Origin of the sequence: Paenibacillus paeoniae (genome assembly GCF_003388735.1) — a bacterium.
Classification (GTDB): Bacteria; Bacillota; Bacilli; order Paenibacillales; family Paenibacillaceae; genus Pristimantibacillus; species Pristimantibacillus paeoniae.
Genome location: NZ_QUBQ01000001.1, coordinates 437,848 through 461,015, shown reverse-complemented (window position 1 = coordinate 461,015; position 23,168 = coordinate 437,848). Strand labels below are relative to the sequence as shown.

General features: G+C 51.0%; 21 protein-coding genes and 1 pseudogene. 5 read left to right on the top strand and 17 right to left on the bottom strand.

Annotated elements, in window-relative coordinates; genetic code table 11:
* Positions 1 to 117: 117 nt before the first annotated feature.
* From DX130_RS02105 to DX130_RS02080, 6 genes are all read right to left on the bottom strand, one after another.
* Entirely contained in the window at positions 118 to 1,881 is a 1,764-nt protein-coding gene (locus DX130_RS02105) for a cache domain-containing sensor histidine kinase (protein WP_116042445.1), read from the bottom strand.
* 4 nt (positions 1,882 to 1,885) lie between these two features.
* A complete protein-coding gene (locus tag DX130_RS02100) occupies positions 1,886 to 3,445 on the bottom strand; it encodes a helix-turn-helix domain-containing protein (RefSeq protein WP_116042444.1) in 1,560 nt (519 codons plus the stop codon).
* 126 nt (positions 3,446 to 3,571) lie between these two features.
* Positions 3,572 to 4,459 (bottom strand): carbohydrate ABC transporter permease, encoded by an 888-nt coding sequence (locus tag DX130_RS02095; RefSeq protein WP_116042442.1) that lies wholly within the window; start codon positions 4,457 to 4,459, stop codon positions 3,572 to 3,574.
* A gap of 45 nt (positions 4,460 to 4,504) precedes the next feature.
* Positions 4,505 to 5,452, bottom strand: a complete 948-nt coding sequence (locus tag DX130_RS02090) for an ABC transporter permease (protein WP_116042440.1) — start codon at positions 5,450 to 5,452, stop codon at positions 4,505 to 4,507.
* Positions 5,453 to 5,708: 256 nt separating this feature from the next.
* Positions 5,709 to 6,692: an MBL fold metallo-hydrolase gene (locus tag DX130_RS02085; RefSeq protein WP_116042438.1), complete on the bottom strand. Its 984-nt coding sequence runs from the start codon at positions 6,690 to 6,692 to the stop codon at positions 5,709 to 5,711.
* On the bottom strand, positions 6,689 to 7,435 hold the full coding sequence (locus DX130_RS02080) for a class I SAM-dependent methyltransferase (RefSeq protein WP_116042437.1): 747 nt from the start codon (positions 7,433 to 7,435) through the stop codon (positions 6,689 to 6,691). The genes DX130_RS02085 and DX130_RS02080 overlap by 4 nt, the downstream gene beginning before the upstream one ends.
* 147 nt (positions 7,436 to 7,582) lie before the next feature.
* Between DX130_RS02080 and DX130_RS02075 the strand changes: the two genes are divergently transcribed.
* The 3 genes from DX130_RS02075 to DX130_RS02065 are packed head-to-tail and all read left to right on the top strand — an operon-like array spanning position 7,583 to position 11,105.
* The gene (locus DX130_RS02075; RefSeq protein ID WP_116042435.1) at positions 7,583 to 8,920 is read left to right on the top strand and encodes a spore germination protein; all 1,338 of its coding nucleotides are present in this window, start codon (positions 7,583 to 7,585) and stop codon (positions 8,918 to 8,920) included.
* Positions 8,917 to 10,017 carry a GerAB/ArcD/ProY family transporter gene (locus DX130_RS02070; protein WP_165861124.1) on the top strand — a complete coding sequence of 367 codons (1,101 nt, stop codon included), beginning with the start codon at positions 8,917 to 8,919 and terminating at the stop codon, positions 10,015 to 10,017. The genes DX130_RS02075 and DX130_RS02070 overlap by 4 nt, the downstream gene beginning before the upstream one ends.
* Complete coding sequence (locus DX130_RS02065; protein WP_116042432.1) at positions 10,014 to 11,105, top strand: Ger(x)C family spore germination protein; 1,092 nt, start codon at positions 10,014 to 10,016, stop codon at positions 11,103 to 11,105. The genes DX130_RS02070 and DX130_RS02065 overlap by 4 nt, the downstream gene beginning before the upstream one ends.
* Before the next feature lie 44 nt (positions 11,106 to 11,149).
* On the opposite strand, the gene fni is transcribed toward DX130_RS02065, so the two are convergent.
* Complete coding sequence (fni, locus tag DX130_RS02060) at positions 11,150 to 12,226, bottom strand: type 2 isopentenyl-diphosphate Delta-isomerase (protein WP_116042430.1); 1,077 nt, start codon at positions 12,224 to 12,226, stop codon at positions 11,150 to 11,152.
* Positions 12,227 to 12,494: 268 nt separating this feature from the next.
* On the opposite strand from fni, the gene nagB reads away from it, so the two are divergent.
* On the top strand, positions 12,495 to 13,220 hold the full coding sequence (gene nagB / locus DX130_RS02055; protein ID WP_116042429.1) for a glucosamine-6-phosphate deaminase: 726 nt from the start codon (positions 12,495 to 12,497) through the stop codon (positions 13,218 to 13,220).
* The gene (nagA, locus tag DX130_RS02050; protein ID WP_116042427.1) at positions 13,221 to 14,405 is read left to right on the top strand and encodes an N-acetylglucosamine-6-phosphate deacetylase; all 1,185 of its coding nucleotides are present in this window, start codon (positions 13,221 to 13,223) and stop codon (positions 14,403 to 14,405) included. It begins immediately after the preceding gene.
* A gap of 56 nt (positions 14,406 to 14,461) precedes the next feature.
* Here the strand turns inward: nagA and DX130_RS02045 are convergent, their stop codons facing one another.
* From DX130_RS02045 to DX130_RS02005, 10 genes and pseudogenes are all read right to left on the bottom strand, one after another.
* Positions 14,462 to 15,247: a DeoR/GlpR family DNA-binding transcription regulator gene (locus tag DX130_RS02045; RefSeq protein WP_116042426.1), complete on the bottom strand. Its 786-nt coding sequence runs from the start codon at positions 15,245 to 15,247 to the stop codon at positions 14,462 to 14,464.
* Positions 15,247 to 16,209, bottom strand: a complete 963-nt coding sequence (locus DX130_RS02040) for a sugar kinase (RefSeq protein ID WP_116042424.1) — start codon at positions 16,207 to 16,209, stop codon at positions 15,247 to 15,249. Before DX130_RS02040 ends, DX130_RS02045 begins: the two co-directional genes overlap by 1 nt.
* Positions 16,210 to 16,248: 39 nt before the next feature.
* Positions 16,249 to 16,668: a hypothetical protein gene (locus DX130_RS02035; RefSeq protein WP_116042423.1), complete on the bottom strand. Its 420-nt coding sequence runs from the start codon at positions 16,666 to 16,668 to the stop codon at positions 16,249 to 16,251.
* Positions 16,669 to 16,792: 124 nt separating this feature from the next.
* Positions 16,793 to 17,866 carry a sensor histidine kinase gene (locus DX130_RS02030; RefSeq protein ID WP_116042421.1) on the bottom strand — a complete coding sequence of 358 codons (1,074 nt, stop codon included), beginning with the start codon at positions 17,864 to 17,866 and terminating at the stop codon, positions 16,793 to 16,795.
* Positions 17,863 to 18,537: a response regulator transcription factor gene (locus tag DX130_RS02025; protein WP_116042419.1), complete on the bottom strand. Its 675-nt coding sequence runs from the start codon at positions 18,535 to 18,537 to the stop codon at positions 17,863 to 17,865. The genes DX130_RS02030 and DX130_RS02025 overlap by 4 nt, the downstream gene beginning before the upstream one ends.
* Positions 18,538 to 18,561: 24 nt before the next feature.
* The gene (locus DX130_RS02020; protein WP_116042417.1) at positions 18,562 to 20,310 is read right to left on the bottom strand and encodes an ABC transporter ATP-binding protein; all 1,749 of its coding nucleotides are present in this window, start codon (positions 20,308 to 20,310) and stop codon (positions 18,562 to 18,564) included.
* 247 nt (positions 20,311 to 20,557) lie between these two features.
* Positions 20,558 to 21,394: an ABC transporter permease gene (locus DX130_RS02015; RefSeq protein ID WP_116042416.1), complete on the bottom strand. Its 837-nt coding sequence runs from the start codon at positions 21,392 to 21,394 to the stop codon at positions 20,558 to 20,560.
* A complete protein-coding gene (locus DX130_RS27525; RefSeq protein WP_476703819.1) occupies positions 21,391 to 21,726 on the bottom strand; it encodes an ATP-binding protein DrrA1-3 family domain-containing protein in 336 nt (111 codons plus the stop codon). Before DX130_RS27525 ends, DX130_RS02015 begins: the two co-directional genes overlap by 4 nt.
* Before the next feature lie 138 nt (positions 21,727 to 21,864).
* Positions 21,865 to 22,344 (bottom strand): annotated as a pseudogene (locus tag DX130_RS27520) (ATP-binding cassette domain-containing protein); the annotation flags it as partial.
* Entirely contained in the window at positions 22,344 to 23,165 is an 822-nt protein-coding gene (locus DX130_RS02005; protein WP_116042414.1) for an SDR family NAD(P)-dependent oxidoreductase, read from the bottom strand. The gene DX130_RS02005 and the pseudogene DX130_RS27520, both read right to left, overlap by 1 nt.
* Positions 23,166 to 23,168: the final 3 nt, after the last annotated feature.

The following is a 23,168-nucleotide window of genomic DNA, read 5'->3' as shown; positions in this document are numbered from 1 at the left end:
GTGCTACATGCTCATTATAAAATTGATAGCCGAGGCAAAAAATCGTCCCAATCAACGAAATGTGTACTAAATCAATGACGCTTTTTGCAAACGTTTACTCCCGTGAGTTTCCATCGTTCAACCCGTCTCGCCGCTATCCTTCTCCAGCTCCTCTACTGCAGGAATACGCAGCCGCACCGCCGTACCATGACCGATCATGCTGCGAATGGTAACGCCGTAAGACTGTCCGAAATGGAGTTTGATTCGCTGCTCTACATTTCGAATACCGTATCCGATGCCGTTGCCCGATTCACTGAAAATAGCCTTGATGGTTTCTTCCTTCATACCGAGGCCATTATCGCGGACCTCCATCACAATTTCCCCGTTATTCTCCGTAAAGAGGGCCACGTCGATCTCGATTTGATCATCGTACCAGGCGTGCTCCAGCACGTTCTCCACGAACGGCTGCAGAACAAATTTTACAGTCTTGTATTCCAGCAGCGATTCGTCAATGGTGAATCTGACGATAATCCGATCGGCGTATTTGATGTTCTGAATGCTAAGATAAGACTCTATAATTTCGATTTCCTTGCCAATCGGGATGAACATTTCCCCGCGATTCAAGGTCATTCGGTAGAACTTGGCGAGTGAGCGGATAATCTCATGAAGCTTCGTCAGCTCTCCAAGCTTTGCCATGCGGCTGATCGACGAGAATGTATTGTAAAGGAAATGAGGATTGATCTGTGCATGCAAAATTTGCAGCTCCGCTTCCTTCTTCTCCAGCTTGCTTATGTATATTTCGTTAATCTGGCTTTGAATGGTGGAAGCCATGTCGTTAAACGCTTCGGATATTTGCCTGAATTCATCATGGCCTTTGTACTTGATTCGCCGCTGGAGGTCTCCTTCCTTAAAAGCCTGCAAGGAGTGCACAAGCTTACCGAATCGCAGCGTAAATACTTTGGACGTAAAGATACTGATTAGAATAGCAACCAGCATACTGGATAAGCAGATTAAGATAACCGTATTTCTCATATGAAACGATTCCTTATGCAGCGATTCCAGCGGCACTAGAACCGCAATTCGGGCATTCATATTTCCTAGTGAAGATTCCAGCAGCATATTTCCATTGGCCTCGGCATGTATAAGCATTTTTTCGTCATATTGCTCCTCCGGAATGGAGCTCGAATACAGCAGCTTGTTATCTTCATCGACAACGACCAGCTTCATCCCTTCACCAAATGCACTGAAATCAAAGTCTTCGAATATATCCTTCAGTTTTACCGTTACTTTGATTAACCCGCTCTTGCCGATTCGTTCATAGTCAATGAGCGGCCTGACGAGTGATATATTCTGATATTCCTTGTCATTTGTGATCTGCTGCCAAATCATTCGGTCATAGGCCATATCCTGCATCTCTTGATACCATGGCTCATCCTGGATTCGTTCTGTATACCGAATGCCGAATTGCCGCTGTCCGTCACGCAGAAACTTCTCTTTCGCCTCATAATAGTATTCATCTACGGAAGGACGGTCCAAATATACGTCGAGCATCACCTGCACATTGGGCAACGCAGTGGCCATATCAAGCTTGGGCAATACGTACGTCGTCATAATCTGATGACGCTCATAGCCCAGAATATATCCCGACAAATAACGGGACAGCACTTGATCGTCGAAGACAGCATCCGAAGTCCGGATAATATCGGACATACGCATCTGTACGCTATTGGAGAATTGGCTAAGCGCCACCTTCAGATTATCTTTGGTCCGCTCTTCAATAGAATGCATCGTATAATAGTAGGAATAGCTGCCAATGACCAGCACCGGTATGAGCGCGAGCAGAATATAAGAGACTAATAGCTTATAACGAAGCGGGAAAAACCGTTTGGAACGGCGGTTCATGAGATCACCCTTGCTTTCTGTAGTCTCCCGGCGTCATGCCCGCATATTCGCGGAATGCCCGGCTAAAGTACGTCAAGCTCTTGTATCCGACTTGATCGGCTACTTCATACACTTTCAACTTATGATTGCGCAGCAGCTCCTTTGCCTTCTCCATCCTGCACATCGCCATATATTCATTAAAGCTGACACCCATCGTGACTTTGAACATATGACCAAGATGATTGGGCGAGTAGGCAAAATGGTTGGCCATCTCCTTCAGTGTTATCTCCTCCGATAGATGCTGCTTCACATACCCTGTAATCTCATCGAACAGGCGGTTGTTTCGGCTTTGCTTGCGTGTATAGACCATCTCCGATATTTCGAATAGCGTTCGCTGCAGCCAAGACTGAATATCATGCGCTGTCTCGAACTGATTGATCGTATCGAAGTAATCATTGCCCCAGCCAAGCAAGCTGTGGAAGCTTTCGTTCATTTGCTCCAAGTAATGCTCCAGCTTCATCACGATGTGCAGAGAGAAATGATAGACTCTGATCGGCTTCTTGAACGTCTTCACCAGTTGGAACAGTTCCTCCATGCAATCGCATATGCGAACCAATTGATAATTGACTGTCGCCGTAAACATCTGATCCAGAATGGAGTTCACATCCCGGACTTCCCTCGCCTCCGTCCACTTCGCCTCGCCTGGAAGAATAATTCGGTCCCTTCCAAGAAACATCTTGTAGCCGATCAGCTCGCGCGCTTGTCCGAATGAGGACACTAGCGAGCCACGATCCGTAACGGGATCGCCGAAACTGATGGTAGCCGTAAGCGGACCTCCCGATCTTACCTGATCGATCATACGATTCAGTTCATCGGCCATACCGATATCGGAGCCTGTATAGATCAGGCCAATACGGGCAGCCGACACCTTGCAATACAGACCAAGATTGCGCTTGTCGATATAATTCATGATCAGCTCCAGCGTATGATCCAACAGAATAGCGTGATCGCGCTCGGAATAACGGCTCGGCAGCACGCGATCCACTTCAATTAACACCGCGGCAGCAGCTGTCTTCGGAATGTTCACGGAATATTTCTGCAGAAAGGTATGCAGCGTCTGTTCGTCCATATCGCCCTCCAGCAGATGGAGCACGACATCATTGCGGATAAATTCGAAGGAGTCCATGCTTACGGCCTCCTCTTCCTTCATTGTGTCGAGTTCTGCCACAATACGACGCAAAATTTCAATTAATTCATCATCCTCAACGGGCTTGAGCAGATAAGCATCCGCTTTCATATCCAGCGCTTGCTTGGCATAGTCGAAATCCTGATAACCGCTAATGAACACTTTTTTCACATGGTTATTTTTTTGCTGGGCCAGCTTGGCTAGCTCCAGACCGCTCATAATGGGCATTTTGATATCGGTAATCAGAATATCCAGATGGTTCTGCTCGATGAATGACCATGCCGCAAGCGGCTTGTTCTCCCATCTCAACACCTCAATACCCAGCTCCGTCCATGGGATCAGCTGCCTCATGCCTTCCAAATCGTAATTTTCATCGTCCACGACGATAGCTTTGTACACAATTGACCCTCCCTCGTAAAACAGAAAAAAGCGAACCGGGATATACTGTTACCAGTATATCCCCGTTGCTCTCTGTTGTTAATGACCTATTGCAAGTTCTTCCAATCGTCTTTGTCCTGAAGAAGACTATTCCTTCAGCGATCCGATGAGCACACCTTTTACGAAGTAGCGCTGCAAGAACGGATAAACCACCAAAATCGGAAGCGTCGCAACCATCATCGTCGCCATTTGCAGCGCCTTGACCGTCACAGTCTGTGAGACAGCGCTTTGCGCATAGCTATTCAGGTTGTTGAGCAGATTCGCAGTTGTACCTGCGTTAATAATCTGAACAAGCAGCGTCTGCAGGGGAACCAAATTCTGATCGTTGATAAAGACAGCCGGAATGAACCAGTCGTTCCATAGGAATACCGCTGTGAACAAGCCGAGTGTCGCTAGTACCGGACCCGATACCGGAAGCACGATTCGGAAGAAAACACCGAAGTTCGAGCATCCATCGATTCTAGCTGATTCCTCGATGCCATCCGGCAGCTGGGTGAAGAACGTCCGGAATATAATCATATTATAGACGCTGACCATACCGTGCAGGATCAAGAAGAAAAACGTGTTGTACAGGTTTAAGCTGTATACGATGATAAAGTACGGAATAAGACCGCCGTTGAAAAACATCGTAAAGATGGCAAACAGCGTATAAAACTTTTTGAGCAGAATACCCTTTTTGGATAGCCCGTAAGCAAACAATGCCGTAAAGAACATGGACAACGCCGTTCCGAGCACCGTTCTCATAATCGTAATAAAATAGGCGCTGAAAATTTGTTTGTCCTTAAATACGATCTCGTAATTCTGCAGTGTGAAATCCCTCGGCCAGAACGTAATGCCTCCCAGCGCCGTATCCGAACCGCTGTTGAACGAGATGACGAATGAATTCCAGAACGGATAGAAGGTAACAAAAGCCAGAATCGTGAGCAGCGCATAGATCGTGCCGCGCAATGCCTTATCTGTATATGACAGCTTCAATGTCGCCACTCCTCATGATAGTTTCATCTTGATAACGTGAGCCGATTACCATAGACTCTCTCGCCCCAATTTGCGTGCAATCGCATTGGCTCCAATAAGAAGCACGATGCTAAGGAATGATTTGAATAGTCCAGCCGCAGTCGCGTATGAATAACGCTGGTTCATAATCCCCATCTGGTACACATACGTATCGAGCACATCTGCGACCGACATGACTATGCCGTTGTTCAGGTTGCGGGTAAGCATCATGATGTCCTCGAAGCCTGCGTTCAGCACGTTGCCGACACCGAGAATCAGGAAAATGATAATGACAGGCGCGATACCGGGAATCGTAATGGTAAAAATTTGTTTCCATCTGCTGGCGCCGTCGATTGCGGCCGCCTCATACAGGGACGGGTCGATGCCGACGATAGCCGCCAGATAGACGATAGAGCCGAAGCCGATCTCCTTCCATACGTTCGTGCCGATCAGAATCGACCAGAAGTAATTGGGGGACGACATCCAGTTAATCGGTGCGTCGATCAGCCCGAGAGCGAGCAGCACATTGTTCACTGCACCGTCATCTACCGCGAACATGGAGAATACAAAGCCGGAAATGACAACCCATGAAATAAAATGCGGAATATACGTAATCGTCTGGACAAAGCGTTTGAACAATACGCCGCCAATCTCGTTAAGCATTAAAGCCAGGATGATAGGAGCCGGGAATCCGATTGCCAGCTTCAATAAGCTGATCGCGAACGTATTGCGCATAATGCGCCAAAACTCCGGCGATTCAAAAAACATCTCAAAATGACGGAAACCAACCCATTCGCTCGCCCAAAAGCCCTTGAATAAATTGAACTCCTGGAACGACATCAGCACGCCCCACATCGGCCCGTAGCTGAATATCAACAGAAACAGGATAGCTGGCAAAATCATGAGTTGATAGTCCCATTGCCTCGCAAACCTTACCCAGAAGGAGGCTTTGTCCAGAGAAGCGTTAGGCTGCATGCTTGCTGAATTTTTCCTCTTGGCTACTCGATCTAACACCACTAACCACCTACTCATTCGTAATCTTGTGTATGGAATAATGTTATCTTAATCCGGGTACCCCTCCCCATACCAGAACACTAACTAACGATTGTTGTACAAAATCAACGGTGATCGTTGAACGGTGCTTTTTTATGGTTAAAAAGCGTCCCTGAAGCGGCAAAATCGCATAAAAAAGAAGCCCTCATACCGGTTTCGGCATCAAAGGGCTTCACTATCAAAACGTCTCATATACAAGAGCGGCACCGACTTCCCGGCTCCGAATTCTGCCTTCCCGCTCCAAATAATAAAGGTGCGCCAGCGTCTCGGACATCGCAAATCTGAGGTTATGGGGATTGTCTCGCAGCCGTACGCCGAACAGTGTCTCGCACAACGCGAAGGCTGTGCACGACTCATGCTTCAGCAGCTCAGCCATCCGGTCGAGCCTTCTGACATGATGACTAATCAGCTCGTCGATTCTACCTTGAAAATCCGTAAAGGGATCGCGGTGGCCTGGCAACGCCAAGGCGACATCGTAACTCTTCAATTGCTCCAGGCTGCCAAGGAATGCTTCCAGCGGGTCCTTCTCCTCTCCCGGCACAACGCTGATATTAGGCGTAATGTGCGGAAGCACTTGATCGCCGCATACCATCCAGCGAATATCCGGCTGATAGAAGCATACAGCCCCGTATGCATGACCCGGCGCGTCGATTAGCTCCCACTCCCAGTCACCCAGGACAAGCCGCTGGCCTGCTGCTATATACTCCACCTGCGGCTGCGGCGATACAAGCTCAATGAACCCATCCAGATTGCGTTCAATCCGATCCATGATCTCCCCAGGCATGCCGTGGTGAATGTACAGTTCGCGAAGGGCCTTCGGGAAGCCGCTTCCTTCTCCCCACAGCCGCATCGCATAAGCATGCGACCGTTCCGTTATACATACAGGCGCTCCCGATCGTTCCTGCATATATCCGGCCAGCCCGTAATGGTCGGGATGCTGATGAGTAATCATAATCCGCTTGATGTCTCCCCAGTCAAGACCCGTTTCCGCAAGCACATCCGTCCATAGCTCCTTCGCCTCCGGTGTGCCCAGTCCAGGATCGATGACCGTAACGCCCTCCCGCTCGGGAATGATATAGCTGTTGACCCATTTCAGCGAGAAAGGCAATGGCACCTTCACCTGAAGCCATCCATGCGCTAGTGTAGATATGTTCGTATTCATAATGCACTCCCTGCCATAATCATTCTCGGTGATTGTTCCTCATTATAATGGGTGCCGTCATAATTGCCGTATAGCTGTTCCAGTCGAAGCCCGCATACTTCATAGCGCTTCTCGAACCACTCAAGCGAATATAGCCGAACTCGCTCCAAGTATTGTCTGGCATGCTCCGGCTCATGCGGCTCGTAGACCGTAATCTCCTTCTGTACCCATCCGCCGGTGATCCAGCGTTTCTCCACAATCGACAGGCCGCATGAATCGTCGAACCGTTCAGAACGCGCCACCAGATTTTGTTCAACGTATACAGGATTCAAGAAATCGATCAAAAACGCGCCGCCCTTGCGCAGCACGCGCCGAATCTGCTGAATGACTCTCTCGTTATCCTCTTCAAGTGAAAAATAGCCAAACGACGTAAAGAGATTGAAGGTTGCATCAAACGACTCGTCTGCAAAAGGCAATTCTCTCATGTCCCCATCCTTCCATTTCACACGGTCATCACAATCATGAGCCCGCGCTTCCTCCAGAAGGGTATCGGACAAATCCACCCCTGTCACATTAAAGCCCGCTTCCGACAAAGCAAGCGAATGTCTGCCCATGCCGCAGCCGATATCTAGCACGCTGGCTTGCTCGGGCAGCGACAGCCACTTTGCCATCTTCCTGACTTCCTGATTCGCATGCTCCCAATCCCTGTGCCGATAGACGATCATATAATCTTTGCCAAAGCTTTGTTCATACCACGGTTTCATAGCTGTTCATTTGCTTCCTTTCGTCTGCCGAATGAGTAACGGCCATGATCATACCTTATCTTAGCATAAGTTTTGCCACGGGGCGCAAACTATGGAAGCTTGCCACGTCATACGTGCAAGCAATATGTTGCCCGGGAGGCGAGCGCCATGAATGAACGTATCCGGTTGTTATTCGCCGAAGCGGCGGATCTGAAAACCTATACACTCCGCAATAAAGACATGAGTATCGATATCGCGTACATCGCCCCGCTATGCGACGAGAAGATGGTCAGCGACTTTATTACCGTTCCCTTTACGAAGGAAGAAGTCTCTTATCGCAAACATCTTCATACGATACCGGAATACTTGAAGGTCGAAGACTCTGCCAGATGGCAAGACCTGCTGCTGCGCGGCAATGTCATGATTCGAGATAACGAAACTGGAGACATCTATTCTCTGTTTACAGGGGACGTCATCTGCAATGAAAGCCCGCAAACACAGGTTGAGAGCGCCATCCAAGGACCGCAGATCGCCCTGAGCGAAGACTTGAACAAATCGCTCAATCTCATTCGAACGATGTATCCCGTACCGGAGCTTGGCATAGAAGAGTATTCCGTTGGCTACATCTCGAAGACGCCTCTCCTAGTCTTGTTTGATCAACGGCATGTCGATCCATCCGTACTGGACAATGTCCGCTCGAAGCTTAGCAGCATTAGTGTGGATATGGTGCATGCCGCCGGAGAGCTGGAGAAGCTGCTGATCGGCAAGCGGCGTCATCTGTTCCCGACCGTTCTTATTACGGAGCGGCCAGACCGGATCGCCAGAGCGCTGGGCAAGGGAAAAGTCGTCGTCCTCATCAAAGGAAGCATGTTCGCCTTAATTATGCCCGCCTCCTTTTTCGACTTCATGCACGCGATCGAAGATAACTATGAAGCCTACTGGATGACTAGGGTCCTAATCATCATCCGGTACATGTCCATCGTGTTGACCATTACGCTGCCTGCCCTCTATATCGCAATTGTCTCCTATAATCCGGAGCTGTTCCGGGTGCAGCTTGCCTTCTCGATCGCAGCAAGCCGGTCGGCCGTGCCTTATCCGTCCTATATTGAAGTATTCATTATGCTGTTCATGATTGAGACGCTGATTGAGGCGAGCATTCGCCTGCCCCGATATATCGGATCGACAGCAACAACCGTCGGCGGTTTGATCCTGGGCCAAGCGGCGCAGCAAGCGGGTCTGGTCAGCAGCATTATGATCATTGTCACTTCGGTTGTCGCGATATCCAACTTCGTCATTCCGATCAACTCACTGTCGTTTTCCGTTCGCTTTCTCAAGTATCCCTTAATTGTTTCTTCCATTTTTTTCGGCATTACCGGTGTAGCGGTAGGACTGTTTCTCTATCTCTGCTACCTATGCAATCTTCGAAGCTTCGGCAAACCTTATTTCCGTCTGCATGGCAAGATCAATCCCGCAGAGGGAGACATTGGGCAGGTGAGGACCAAATGAATCGTTACTTCTTCTACAACTTCATGCTTGTCAGCCTCATGAATCTGATGCTGTTCGTACCGCATATTTTGGTAAGCAACCGTTATTCGGGCGCAGTAGCCTCATTGCTGGTCGCACCGGTCATCGGCGCCATACTGATCTACATGTTCACCAATGCGATGTCGCGCTACCCCGGACTTGGCTTTCAGGATATATTGAAACTGCACTGTCCCCGATGGCTGGTATCGCTGTCTTCCATTTTTTTCGCGGTAATGTGGTGGTTCTCGTCCACGATCGTTGTAGTCGCATATGCGGTGCTTATCAATCGTTTTTTCAACCCGGACACCAACTCTACGATCATCCTTATCGTGCTTGTAGTAGCAGCGGCTTACGCCGCTTCGCGATCAACCCTGACCATTAACTTTATTATCGAAATCACAATTATCGTAAACGCTCCGATCATCCTGTTTATTTTGTTCAAAATGGTTCGCAGTCCGCAACTAAACTTGGATTCCATTCGTGTTGTTGCCAATTACGTCACAAAGATGCCGACCATCATTACGATTTCCGCGGCTACATTAATCTTTACAGGCTATATCTATCTGGCGCTATACAACAGGCTGCTTCCGCCCAATTTCCGGTTTAAGCATCTTTACATTTATCCGGTGCTGGGATTTATCATCCTGGTCATTACTTTTTTTGTCCCAATCGGCTTTCACGGGACGGAAGGGGTAGACCGCTATATTTACTTATGGGCTGTTACTTCAGATTCGCTAAGCATGCAATACGGGTTCATCGAGCGTGTTGTCTTCTTGTTCCTGATCGTATTCCTGAACTTGACGCTTGTCTATACGATGTCGGGGTGGCATCTTGGAATGGAATATATCAAGGGCTGCTTCAAAGGCAGCAAGCCGGAAATCGACAGCCCCAAGGCACCTTTATCCAACTATATCATTCTGGGGACATTCGCAACGGCCACCGTGCTGTACCTCATCTTCACGAATGAGAAGCTGAACTATCTTATCACGTCTTATTGGCTCGTTCTGCGGATGTTCACCGAGATCGTCAGCGTGCTCTGGATCTTCATCCTGAGCAGAAGGAGGCTCCGTTCTGAATGAAACGTTTTGCGGCAGTCATTACTCTCTTCCTTGTGTTGCTTTCGCTTAGCGGCTGCGGCTTCAAGGATATTGACAAACGATTTTTCGTCGTTGGCACCGGCATCGACTGGTCCGGCAACAAAAGCAAACCGTACCGGATCACGCTCCAGCTCGCAATCCCTTCACCCAAGATCGAGCCGGGTGCCTCGAAGATCCAGTATGAGACAATTGATGCACCTAGCATAGCGGAAGGCGTGCGGATGCTGAAAGCCTATGTGGACAAAGAGCTTGACTTCGGCCATTGCAAAATGATGATTATCGGTGAGGAACTCGCAAAGCGGGACATTAACCAGTCGATCGATTGGATGCTGCGCAGACGGGACATTCAAAGCGTAGCTACGATGGCCATAGGAAGGCCAACAGCCGAAAACGTCCTTCACGTACAGCCAGCATCGGAACGTTATCCGGGCAATGCGCTTCTGCTGTCCTTCGGTGCTGATGGCACCGAGTCATCGTACAATTATGCGGAAACGTTATCCGGACTATCCCGAAGGGTGACGGAGAAAGGCATGGACCCTGTGCTCGCAATCATTACCAATGACGGCAAAGAAAGCTACGTCATTAATCAAGTCGCTTTATTCGACAAGAGTAAAATCAAAATGATTTTATCCCCGACCGAAACCCAGATGTTCAATCAAATGTCGGATCATTTCACAAAAGCGTCCATGCACGGCATGTTCAAGGGCACACCCATGGTGATTGCGATCAATCAATTAAATTCCAGCTTTCAGATTCATAAAAATAACGATCCCTTGCTCATTAACATGAGAATTAAAATGGACGTCGTCTTCGAGGAGGCGCCAAACGGTCTGTTTGAGAGCCCTTGGGGGCCGGTTGAGGATGCATTGTCACTTGAATATGAGAAGGCCACCGTAACGCTTCTTAAAAAAATTCAAAAGCACGGCATTGACCCCTTCGGATTCGGCCTTCGATATCGGGCCATGTATCCTGGCCCGAACAGCTGGGACAATTGGAATCAACTCTATCCAAATGCCAAATTCAGCGTAGATGCGCGAGTGAAGATCGAGGGGACCGGATTAATCAGATAACGGCAAGCCTTGCAGCAGGCTTGCCGTTATCTGGGGTTCTATATTTAAGTTCTTACAAGTCTGGCTGTGCTTCCAAGCTCTGCAATGGTGGCTGCTCCAATACCGAACATCGCCGCTCGAAGCTCAAATTCAATTCGCTCGAACTGTTCAATCAAACTCTCGATCGAGAGCGCGCTGTTCACGCCTGCCGCTTGAGGGAGAAGGGAGCGGCCAAACCCTGCCAGATTGGCTCCCAGCGCAATCGCTTTGGCGGCATCCACTCCGTTATGCAGCCCGCCGCTGGCAACGATCGGTATGGAGGGCAGGGCAGCCCGCACTTCCGACAAGCTCTCTGCAGTCGGAATGCCCCATCCTGCGAACGCCTCGGCTCCTTGTCTGCGTACCGGATCGCTTGATCGATACTTCTCGACCTGGCTCCATGATGTTCCGCCTGCTCCCGCTACATCGATAAAGGCGACACCTGCTTCGCTTAATCGAACAGCCGTCTGGGCGTCGATGCCCCATCCTACTTCCTTCACGCCTACGGGAACCGATACGTTGCGGCATACCTCTTCAATTCTGACAAGCAATCCGCTGAAATCTGTATCGCCTTCCGGCTGGAATACCTCCTGCAAGGCATTGAGATGCAGGACAAGCGCATTCGCTTCAGCCAAATCAACCGCACGCTGACATGCCTCCGGCCCCATGCCGTAATTCAGCTGGACGGCTCCGATATTGGCAATAATGGGGATGCTGGGTGCAAACTCACGAATCTTAAAGGTAGCCGCAAGCTCTTCCTTCTCCAGCGCCGCGCGCATGGAGCCTAGCCCGATCGCCCAGCCACGCTCCTCGGCTGCCATAGCGAGCCGTTTATTTATAGCCCCCGCCTCGTTCGTACCGCCGGTCATCGAGCTGACAAGCAGCGGCACACGAAGCGGCTCTCCAAGCCAGTGCGTATCCAGACGAATCCGCTCGAAAGAAAGCTCGGGAAGCGCATTATGCTTGAAGCGATAATCCTCAAGTCCCGTCCGAATGCCGACTCCCGTTACTTCTTCCTGCAAGCAGATTCGAATATGCTCTCCCTTGCGTTTTTCGATATGGCCCTCGTTAATTGACTTCAAAGATTGACCTCCTGGTTGCATGCCCGCACCCCGATTGCCTATACGCGAGGGACGGGTTCTGCAAGATAGCTGTATGGATTAGCATAGCATATTTTTAATGATTCCGCTTCCGCTGACCTTACCGATGAGGGATGGGGAGATATGATTATTCCAATCAAATATTTGAATTTGCCGATCATAATTATTGTGTATTGCTGCTCTTTCATATACACTTAAGACATACGATAAACGGTATACAGCGGCGGTTTTTCAGCCCGTTGTTGAATTCAAACAATCAGGAGGCATTATCATGGACATCCGTATTTTTGAAACATCCGAAGAGCTTGATCAGTACGCAGCGGAGATCTTCCGCAAACTGATTAACGAGAAACCGAATGCAGTACTGGGCCTAGCGACAGGATCGACACCCGTTGGCATTTATGCCAAAATGGTAGAAGACTATAACCATAAAAAAGTGAGCTTCAGCGGCGTTACAACTTATAATCTCGACGAATATGTCGGGTTGACGCCGGATAACGATCAAAGCTACGCCTACTATATGAACAAGAACCTTTTCTCGCATGTCGACATTCCGGCCATTCAGACTCACCTGCCAGACGGTATGGCTGAAGATCCGCAAGAGGAATGCGTCCGCTATGAAGCTATGATTAACGCATGCCCAGCCGATATCCAATTGCTCGGTCTTGGCCATAACGGCCATATCGCGTTCAATGAGCCTGACGAGCATCTGTCCGCAGGGACTCATGTCGTACAACTGAAAGAAGAGACTCTTGAAGCCAATGCCCGTTTCTTCGCCTCCATCGACGAAGTGCCGAAGCAAGCCTATACCATGGGCATCGGCTCCATATTGAAGGCAAATACCATCTTGCTGGTCGTTCGCGGTTCCGACAAAGCGCATATCGTGAAAGAAGCGCTGACTGGTCCGATTACGACTCAAGTGCCTGCTTCCTTGCTGCAGACACATCCGCGAGTAACGGTTCTGCTTGATCGCGAAGCAGGAAGGATGCTGGGATAAATGACAACAAACTCCCTGAATTGGAACATTCATAACGTTCATATCGTGTTGGAAGATCGGGTTGTGAGAGGTAGTGTGCATGTCTCGAACGGTCGTATTGCCACGATCGTGTCGGAGGATTCCTCCGGGGAGTTGCCTGCTGATGTGGAGAATGTGGACGGGAAAGGCGGCTGGCTTCTGCCAGGCTTCATCGACGTCCATGTGCATGGCGGATTCGGAGGCGACTTCATGTACGCCAATAGCGAAAGCTATGACCGCATTACGAAGTTCCACGCAGCGCAAGGAACGACGGGCATGCTGGCCACGACGATGACAGCATCGAAGGAAGCCATTGATGCGGTGCTGGATGCCGTTGCGGAGTATCAGCAATCCGGCAATCAATACGCACCCTTGCTCGGCGTCCATCTGGAAGGACCATTCATTAGCGAGAAATGGCCGGGGGCGCAAAACCCTGCCTATATTCGTGATCCGCAGCTGGAATGGCTGCAGGAATGGAATACGAAGCATCCGGGCATGGTGAAGCTGCTGACCCTCGCTCCGGAGAAGAACAACTCCAAAGAAGCCATCGCGTGGATGTCGGAGAACGGCATAATCGCAGCTGCAGGCCATACGGATGCTCTCTATGAAGAGATCAAAGGCGCGGCCGATGCCGGACTTACACATGCGGTTCACACGTACAACGCTATGCGCGGCCTGCATCACCGCGAGCCGGGCACACTTGGCGCCGTATTGACCGATGACCGCATCTACGCGGAAATCATTGCCGACGGCGAGCACGTGCACCCAGCCGCAATCGCACTTATGCTGGCTGCCAAGCCGCTGGATAGAGTCATCATCGTGACCGACGCTATCGAAGCTGCAGGCATGTCAGACGGCACGTACGAGCTTGGCGGTCTGGCTGTAGTAGTGAAGAACGGAACAGCGCGCCTGCGCGAGGGCAATGCGCTGGCAGGCAGCAGCTTAACCATGATTCGCGCTTTCCGCTATATGCTGAACAACACGAAGCTGGGCATTCTTGAAGTGAGCCAGCTGGCGAGCGGCAACCCTGCGCGTGAGCTCGGTATCTTCGATCAGACCGGCTCCATCGCAGAAGGCAAGCAAGCGGACCTCGTTCTAGCAGACGCGGAGTTCAACGTAGAGCGTACTTGGGTGAGCGGACGTACTGTCTTCAGCAAATCCGAATAATTCATCTCAATATAACAAAGCCGCGCATTCCGTATTCCGGAATGCGCGGCTTTTCATTAATCGGTTAGGTGAATGGATACATGATGGCGCTGCAGCTCGTCGGCCAGATCGCCAGTCAGCGGTGAGTCAGTAATAACCGCCTTCAGCTCCGATATAGCGGCTACGGAAAATAACGAAGTCCGATTACTCTTCGTATGATCGAACACCGCGTACGTTTCCTGAGAGCGCCTAATGAGCGCTTTGGCGCTTTGCGCCTCCTGCTCTGAGTAGCTGGATATCCCGCCATTGGCAGAGATGCCATCGATCCCGATGAACATCTTGCCAATATGAAGCTGGGCAATCATCTCTTCGCCAAGCGGCCCGCACAGCTCGAAGCTGTTGTGCCGCATAATGCCTCCGGTCACGACCACTTGAATCGAGCTGCCCGCCAGCTCCATGGCGATATTGACCGCATTCGTAACGACGGTAATCCCTTTACGGGATTTCAGCAGCTTGGCCAGCAGGAAGTTTGTCGTTCCGCCGGACAAGCCGATGACATCACCTTCTACGATATGCTTGGCGGCGGTCTGAGCGATCTTCTCTTTCTCCAGGATGGACAAGCCTTCCTTCTCGGCAAAGTGAAGCTCTCTCATCGTGCCCATCCCATCGTACATGGCACCGCCAATCGTACGTATAACGGGATAGACGCCTTCCATCTGCTCCAAATCCCGTCTCGCCGTCGCTTCCGAACAGCCGAAGCGCTCAACCATCTCGACAATCGTGATGCGGCCCTGCTGCTTGAGCAGCTGCAGAATCGCCTCACGGCGGCGCTGTCCTTTCGAACCGTTCCCTTCGATTATCATTAGCGCTCCACCCACGCTTTGGCCGACATGCGTTGCTCTACGACTTCCCATTCCGGCAGCGCTTCCCAATCTCCGCGCATCTGTACGACCAGAGATCCGTTAATGCTGGCAAGCCGGACCGACTCGATAGGCGCCAGCCCCTTCATAATGCCTGCAAGGAAGCCTGCGCAGAAGCCGTCGCCGGCTCCTACCGTATCGACGACCTGCTCCGCCGGATAGAACGGGATAGCGGTTTCGACGCCCTTGTCGAGCACGATTGTCGCATCTCCCATGCCTTTAACAATGCTAACGCCCTTCAGAGCATTCAAGCGCTCCTTAATTTCGGCGTATTCGTCGGTGTCATACAACAGCTTCAGCTCGTCCCATCCTGGTAGGAAGTAGTCGGCATCCGCAGCAAGCGGAAGCAGTGTCTCGCGAGCTTCCTCAATCGACCACAGCTTCAATCGCAAGTTAGGATCAAAGCTGACCAGAACGCCCGCTTCCTTGGCGATATCGACAGCCCGGCGAACCGTTCTGCGGCAATCCTCGCTCAAGGCGCAAGTAATGCCGGTTACATGCAGCAGCTTGGCGCCGCGAATGTAATCCTCGTCCAGATCCTCCGGCTTCATTCTGCTGGCCGCAGAGCCCTTGCGGAAATAATGGACGGCCAGTCTGCCCGCGACATGCTCGCGGAACATCATGCCTGTCGGCGCATCGCCGTTAAATCTCACGCGGGAGATGTCAACGCCTTCTCCGCGCAATGTCTTCATGATCAGCTTGCCGAACGGATCGTCGCCGAGCGCTCCGAACCAGCCCACGGAAGAACCGAGTCTGGCAAGGCCGATGGCAACATTGCTTTCCGCGCCGCCGAAGCTTTGCTCAAGCGTTGCTGCGCGCTCAATTGATTTATGCTCTTCCGGCATAAATAGCGCCATGGACTCTCCGAACGTTACGATCTGAGGTGAACTTTCACGCACAACCATATCCCCCTAATAATCCGTTCTTGTCTGACTCGTCTATACTTAGAAACGATTTACCATAAAGAAGATCGTAGCTACGTATAGGACGAGAATAATAAGACTCATCACTTTTGATTTGTTGATCGGTGCAGTAGCGCTTTGTCCTGCCTGAATTTGGCTTACAATCAGCTTAAGCGGCTTGGAAATAATGCCGCCGAGTGCGGCAATAGCCAAAAATAAAACGGTAACAATAATCATCCAAATGACAGCGTAGTCACCTTTTGTCATCAAGTAGCCGCCTGTCAAGAGTTGAATGATTAGGAAATATTGAACGATACGGTTCGCTGTAAGCAAGCCAGAAGCCAGACCGCCTTGTCCCGCTCCCGTACTCTTCGAAGCTCCTCCCAGCATAATAGGCAGAACGATATAGAATCCCATACCGGCAGCGCCTAGAACGTGTAATAATACCATAGCTTCATACATTCACAAATTCCTCCTGTTTTGTTTTACCTATAATAAGTAGTTTATCAGAAACCGTACGATTTTCAAATGAACAAAAAGCAAAAACTGCCACGGATAGTGCATTCACCGTGACAGTTCTACCCCCTTATTGTACGGAGTCACCCAGCGGCAATACGACCTCAAATACCGTCCCTTCGCCCGGCGTACTCTTGACTCGGACTGTGCCGCCATGAAGCTCTGTAATCTTGTGAACGATAGACAGACCTAGTCCATTGCCATCCGCGGTCCTGGTCCGCTGCTTGTCTCCTTTATAGAATCTCTCGAAGATCCGTTGCTGATCATCCCGCGGGATGCCGATGCCCGTATCGGACACATCCACGCGTGCCGCACCATCCAGCTTCTTCAGCGAAAGCCGGATGCTTCCGCCTTGCGGTGTGAACTTGATCGCGTTATGCAGCAGATTCAGCCATATTTGACTAAGCAGCTCCTCGTTCGCGAGAATAGGGCAAGGCTCTGTATCCAGCTCGATATCCAGCTCCTTGTCCAGCCATTGCGGCTCGCATGAGAGGACGACGTGCTCAAGCTGCTTATCCAGCCGGTAACGCTGCTTCTCCCACTCAACATGATCCGATTCCAGCGACGTAAGCTTCATCAGATTATCGCTTAGCCGTGATAGGCGGATCGTCTCTTTTTCGATAATAGAGAGATATCGCCTCTGCTCCTCCCGCGAGAGATCCTCGCGTTGCAGTGTATTTGCAAAACCGCGGATCGAAGTAAGCGGCGACTGGATTTCATGAGATACGTCCGAGATGAACTGCTGGCGCAATCGCTCCACCTGTCTCAGCTCCTGCGTCATTTCATTAATAGACTCAACGAATTCACCCATTTGTCCGCGGTACTTGCCTTCCTGATCAATAACGACGTTGAAGTCGCCTTTGGCGATGCGGCGAAGAGCAGCCATCATCTCATTCCAGATGATTATCTGCTTCGGGCGGGTTACGATACTGCCCACAAACCCTAATAAGATAAGGAAAACCAGACCTAGTCCCCAATTTACCAGTTGAACGATAAAGTCGCTTCTTGAGACCGGATGCGTCTCGTAAAACCATCGGGTAAGGAAATAAGCCGCCGTAAACGCGACACAGCACAGCAGGAACACAAACAGTATTGCACTTGCGCCTTTGACCACTATCTCGCTTCTGGACATTTTCCGTTTCATTCCACCGCCTCCATACGGTAACCAAGTCCCCGGACTGTCGTAATTTTGACCAGTACTCCCCAGCTTGTAAAACGCTCGCGCAGCCGGTTCACATGGACATCAAGCGTTCGTTCGTTGCCGTCGAAGTCGTATCCCCATATCGACTCAATCAACGAGCCGCGCGCAAGCGTACGCCCCTTGTTGCTCACCAGCATAAAGAGCAGCTCAAATTCCTTGGGCGGCAGGGCGACGGCTTCGCCATTCACACTCATCTGGTACGTAGAGCGGTCCATCATTAGCCCGCTGGCGGTAACTTGTTGAGAAGTCGCAATCCGATATCGCTTCATAAGGGCACGCACGCGGACCACCAGCTCCGGCGGATCAAACGGCTTCACAATGTAATCGTCCGTACCGATGTGGAAACCTTTCACTTTATCCTGCAATTCGCCTTTGGCCGTCACCATCAATATGGGGATATCATATTGCTCGCGCAATATGCGGCACAGCTCCCAACCGTCCATATTCGGCATCATGATATCCAGAATGACCATATCTGCCGGGGACGCTTCCATAGCGGCTATCGCTTCCTTGCCGTCAGACGCTTGCTGCACCTGATAGCCTTCCTTCACCAATATGACGCTCATAAGCTCCCGGATATGGGGATCATCATCCACGATAAGCACATAACCCATATGCTGCACCTCCTCGCCCCTTTATTAGGCCGATTTATTCATCTTTAATTGTCCGTCTGCAAATTCCCGGTACAGGGTGTGCGAGCGATACAATTGCTCATGCGTTCCTTTGCCTGTAATTCGACCCTTGTCCAAAAATACGATCGTATCTGCATCCACTACCGTGGACAAACGATGTGCGATGACAATCGTCGTACGGCCGACCATCAAGTTTTTAAGCGCATCCTGCACGACCTCTTCCGACTTGCTGTCCAGATTGGAGGTCGCTTCATCCAGCATAAGCAACTCCGGGTCGCGTAGCAGCGCTCTTGCAATCGCAATTCGCTGGCGTTGTCCGCCGGACAGCTTGATGCCCCGCTCGCCCACTTCCGTATCATAGCCGTCAGGCAGCTCACCGATGAACCCGTCGGCATAAGCCATTCGCGCTGCATTCTCCATCTCTTCGTCGCTAATCGCCCGGTCCAGCCCATAGCTCAAATTATCGCGAATCGATCCCGCAATAATGGGGCTTTCCTGAGAGACGTAGCCAATCTTGGACCGCCAGGAACGCAGCTTCACGTCTGACAAGTCTTGTTCGCCGATACGGATACTGCCTGCAGACGGAGAGTAGAAACGCTCCAACAGGGAGAACAACGTCGTCTTGCCGCTGCCGCTAGGGCCTACAATCGCCGTAACCTTGCCCGCTTCAATCTTCATGCTGACATCCTGCAGAATCGGCTCCTCAGGCTTATAAGCGAACGATACCCGCTCGAGCGATACCGTCTTGCGAATATGCTCGGCTTCACTGCCGCTGTCTTGATTCTCTTCCTCTGCGCCCATTATAGCAATAATACTATCGGTTGCTCCCATCGCCTTCTGAAACTGTGTGAAAAACTGAGAGATTTGCGTAAGCGGCAGCATGATCTGGAATAAATACATAATAAAAGCAACCAGCTCTCCGGCTGTTATTGCGCCCGACGATACTTGTACGCCGCCAAAGCCGATCAAGCCAACCAGCAGCAGCAATATAATAAAAGAAATCACTGGCGCAATCAATGCCTGCATCTTGGCTTCCTTCAGTCCGAAACGGAACAGGTTCATCACGCCTGTGCGGCCATGCTCATATTCCATCGGCTCGGATCCAGATGCTTTCACCAGCCGGATTTCGGATACAACCCTATTAATGACCGATGTGAATCTGGCAGTTTCCTCCTGTGTCTCCTTCGATATCTTGTACATGCGAGATCCGATTGGAAACATAATAAGCGCAGCTACCGGGAACACGACCAACATGACAAGCGTCATTTGCCAGTTCATATAGAACAAGATTGCGAGCGCCCCGATTACAGACAAGATGCCGGTGAAGAAGCCGGTAATATGCTCGGTAATCAAGCTTTTCAGAATAGCTGTATCATTGGTCAGCCTGCTGATGGTTTCCCCCGACGACTTGTTGTCATAATACGGCACAGGCAGGCGCAGCAGCTTGCTCCACAACCGTTCCCGTATGGAGGATACGATCTTGTTGCCGCTGTAATGGAGCCAATAGACCGATAGACCTCCAGCCACCACTTGCGCGATGAATGCCACAGCGATTCCGATAATCTGCCCCGACCCAAGCGATCCGAATGAGAAGCCGTTCACCAGTTCTTTTGTAAATAACGGAATCGTGAGTGCGACAAGCGTCGTAATAACACTTAACAGCACAGCCAGTCCCAGCAGCAGCTTGGGAGGGTTGGTCTCCATAATAAGCTTGGCAAACCGTTTGACCGCACCTTTCTTGTTCTCTTTCTCCATCTCTCCACATCCTATCTATATATGTTCTATATCTTTACAATAGCTTCCCAGTTTAAACAGAATGTAAACAACACATAAATTCTTCATTACTTAAAACACAAACTGCACAAAAACGTTCTCCCGATCGCTTTTGCTTCTCCAGACAAAAAAAAAGCCAGCCTTTTGTAGAATGGAAGACTTGGCTGCCAGTTCAAAAGGGGCTTCTTTTGTATATTCGATAATATCGGAGTTAAAGAGTACATCACGCTTATCGCGTATTATGTTTTAGGAAAAAGTAAAACGTGAGCGGAGCAAAAACAGCGATTAGCAGCGTCCCCATCCCGATGCCCCATGCAAGATCGGCTGCTGTGGCTGTGCCGTGCATTAGACCCCGGAGGGTGGATGCCGCAAGGCTAATGGGATTAAAATCAACCATTCTTCCCAGCCAGCCCGGCATCGTAGCCGAGTCGACAAAGATGCTGCTTGCAAAGAGCAGCGGGTAAATCAAAACCATGCTCGTTCCAGAGACTGTCTCCGGCTTCTTCACCACGATACCCATCATCGCAAATACCCAGCTGATGCTAAAACCAAAGAAGACGACATAAGCAAGAGCCATTAGTGCGCCTCCCGCTCCTCCTTCCGGACGAAAACCGAGAAGAAGACCGATGCCGATTGTAACTATCGATGCAACAACATAACGCAAGGAATCAGTCATAATCGGCCCCAGCACGCTCGCCGGCGGCCAGACTGACATCGTCCGAAACCGGTTATGCACACCTTTCGAGATATCCTGGCACAAAGTGGTCCCGCTGTAGACGGTCATTGGAGCCACAATTAGTACCATGGCGCCAGGAAGCAGAAATTGAACATATTCGGATGTCGATCCCGCAATAGCTCCGCCGAACAAATAGGTGAAGATAAGCAGCATCAGAACGGGCGAAGCCAGACAATCCACGATAAAGCCAAACGGGTTATTTTTGACACTAAGGAAGGTTCTTCTCATAAAAACCCCAGTAGCCGCGGCACGTCCCGGCCTCTGAGGGACGGTCCGACGGATGAGCCAAGCTGGCTGATCCGAAGGGCTTCCCGAACGGGACTCGTTCATGATACCACCTCCTTCTTGCGCGCGTCGGTGAGCGACAGGAATACTTCATCCAGACTTGGCTCGGCAAGAGCGAATTCCGCTATCGGACAGTCATAGTTCATAAGCGTCTGGACGGCCAAACTCGCAAGCCGCTCATCAGGCGAAGGGACTCTGATCATTAGCGGATCCTCTTCATCCCGCCTCATGTGCAGCCCGTGCTCGGCAGCCAGCAGCCGGATATAAGGCTCAAGCGCAACGTGTTCCTTCAATCGGATCGACAGCGTCTTCCCGCCGACGGCGGCTTTCAGCTCTCTTGGCGTTCCTTCGGCAATGATGCGCCCTTCATCCAACACCGCAATCCGGTCTGCCAGTCGGTCCGCCTCCTCCAAATACTGAGTCGTCAGCAATACGGTCGTGCCCTGCTTCAACAAAGAACGCACCACTTCCCAAACTTGCAGACGGCTCTGGGGATCCAGCCCCGTCGTCGGCTCATCCAGGAAGATCACTTCCGGCTGAGCCAATACGCTAGCCGCAACGTCCAGTCGCCTCCTCATGCCTCCGGAGTATTGCTCCACAAGGCGGTGTTTCGCCTCCTCTAGGCCGAAAGCGGGCAACAGCTCATCGGCTAATCGCCGCGCTTCCTTCCACGAATATCCTTACAGCTTGGCGAACATCGCCAAATTCTCAAAGCCGGACAGCCCTTCATCCAGCGCAGCGAACTGTCCGGTCAGGCTGATTTTGCTCCGGACGGCTGCAGCATCCTTCACTACATCATGCCCTCCGATCCGCGCCGTGCCGCTATCTGGAAGGATGAGCGTGGACAGCATCTCGATGACCGTTGTTTTGCCCGCTCCGTTGGGGCCAAGCAGAGCGAACAGTTCTCCTTGGTGAATAGAAAGGTCAATCCCTTTCACCACTTCCCTGTTGCGGTATGACTTTCGAAGCTGTTTCACTTCAATGGCTATCGACATCAGATAAACCGATCCTTATGCTCTAATGCCCACTCGGCGAATGTTCTTGCCGGCTTGCCGGTCACCTGCTCCACTGTCGGCAGCACCGTATACCCGATCTCGGGCGGATTTTTGCCCATCTGGACAAAAAACGCGATGGATTCCTCATCATGCCCCTGACCGCTCCATCTTTGTCTGGCTTCCTCCTCCGACAACTCCTCGAAGCGAATATCCCTCCCTATCGCTTCCGCGAGAACCTTGACCGCCTCCATTCGTGACAACGCCTCTGGTCCCGTCAAGCAATAGCTTTGACCATGATGCCCGCCATTTGTTAATGCCGCAACAGAGACAGCGGCGATATCTCCCTCGTGAATCCGGGCGCTGCGCACAGACCCGAATGGCTCGCGGACGACTCCCTCCGCTTGAATAGTCGGCTGCCAGTCGATCAGCGCATTGGACATAAACTCCACAGGCATAAGCATCGTCCATTCCAACGAACTTGCTTTAAGCTCCTCTTCCAGCGGCCCCTCTTCATAAGACATCAGCAGGGATACCCGCTGCACGCCCGCTTCCTCTGCAAGCCGGATAAGGGCTGGATCGGTATACCATGGCACATACGAATCATAGCTGGAAGCAATCAAATGAATACCGGTAACGCCCGCCAGCGCCTTCCGAAGCGTGTCCGCCTTTGTCAAATCTCCCGCTACCGCCTCCGCCCCTTCCGGCAATTGCGCCGTCTCCGGGTTGCGAGTAACTGCCTTGACCCGCACTCCCTTCTTCAAAAGCTGCTCCACTACATCTCTTCCAATCGTCCCTGTTGCGCCAGTTACCAGAATCGTCATCTG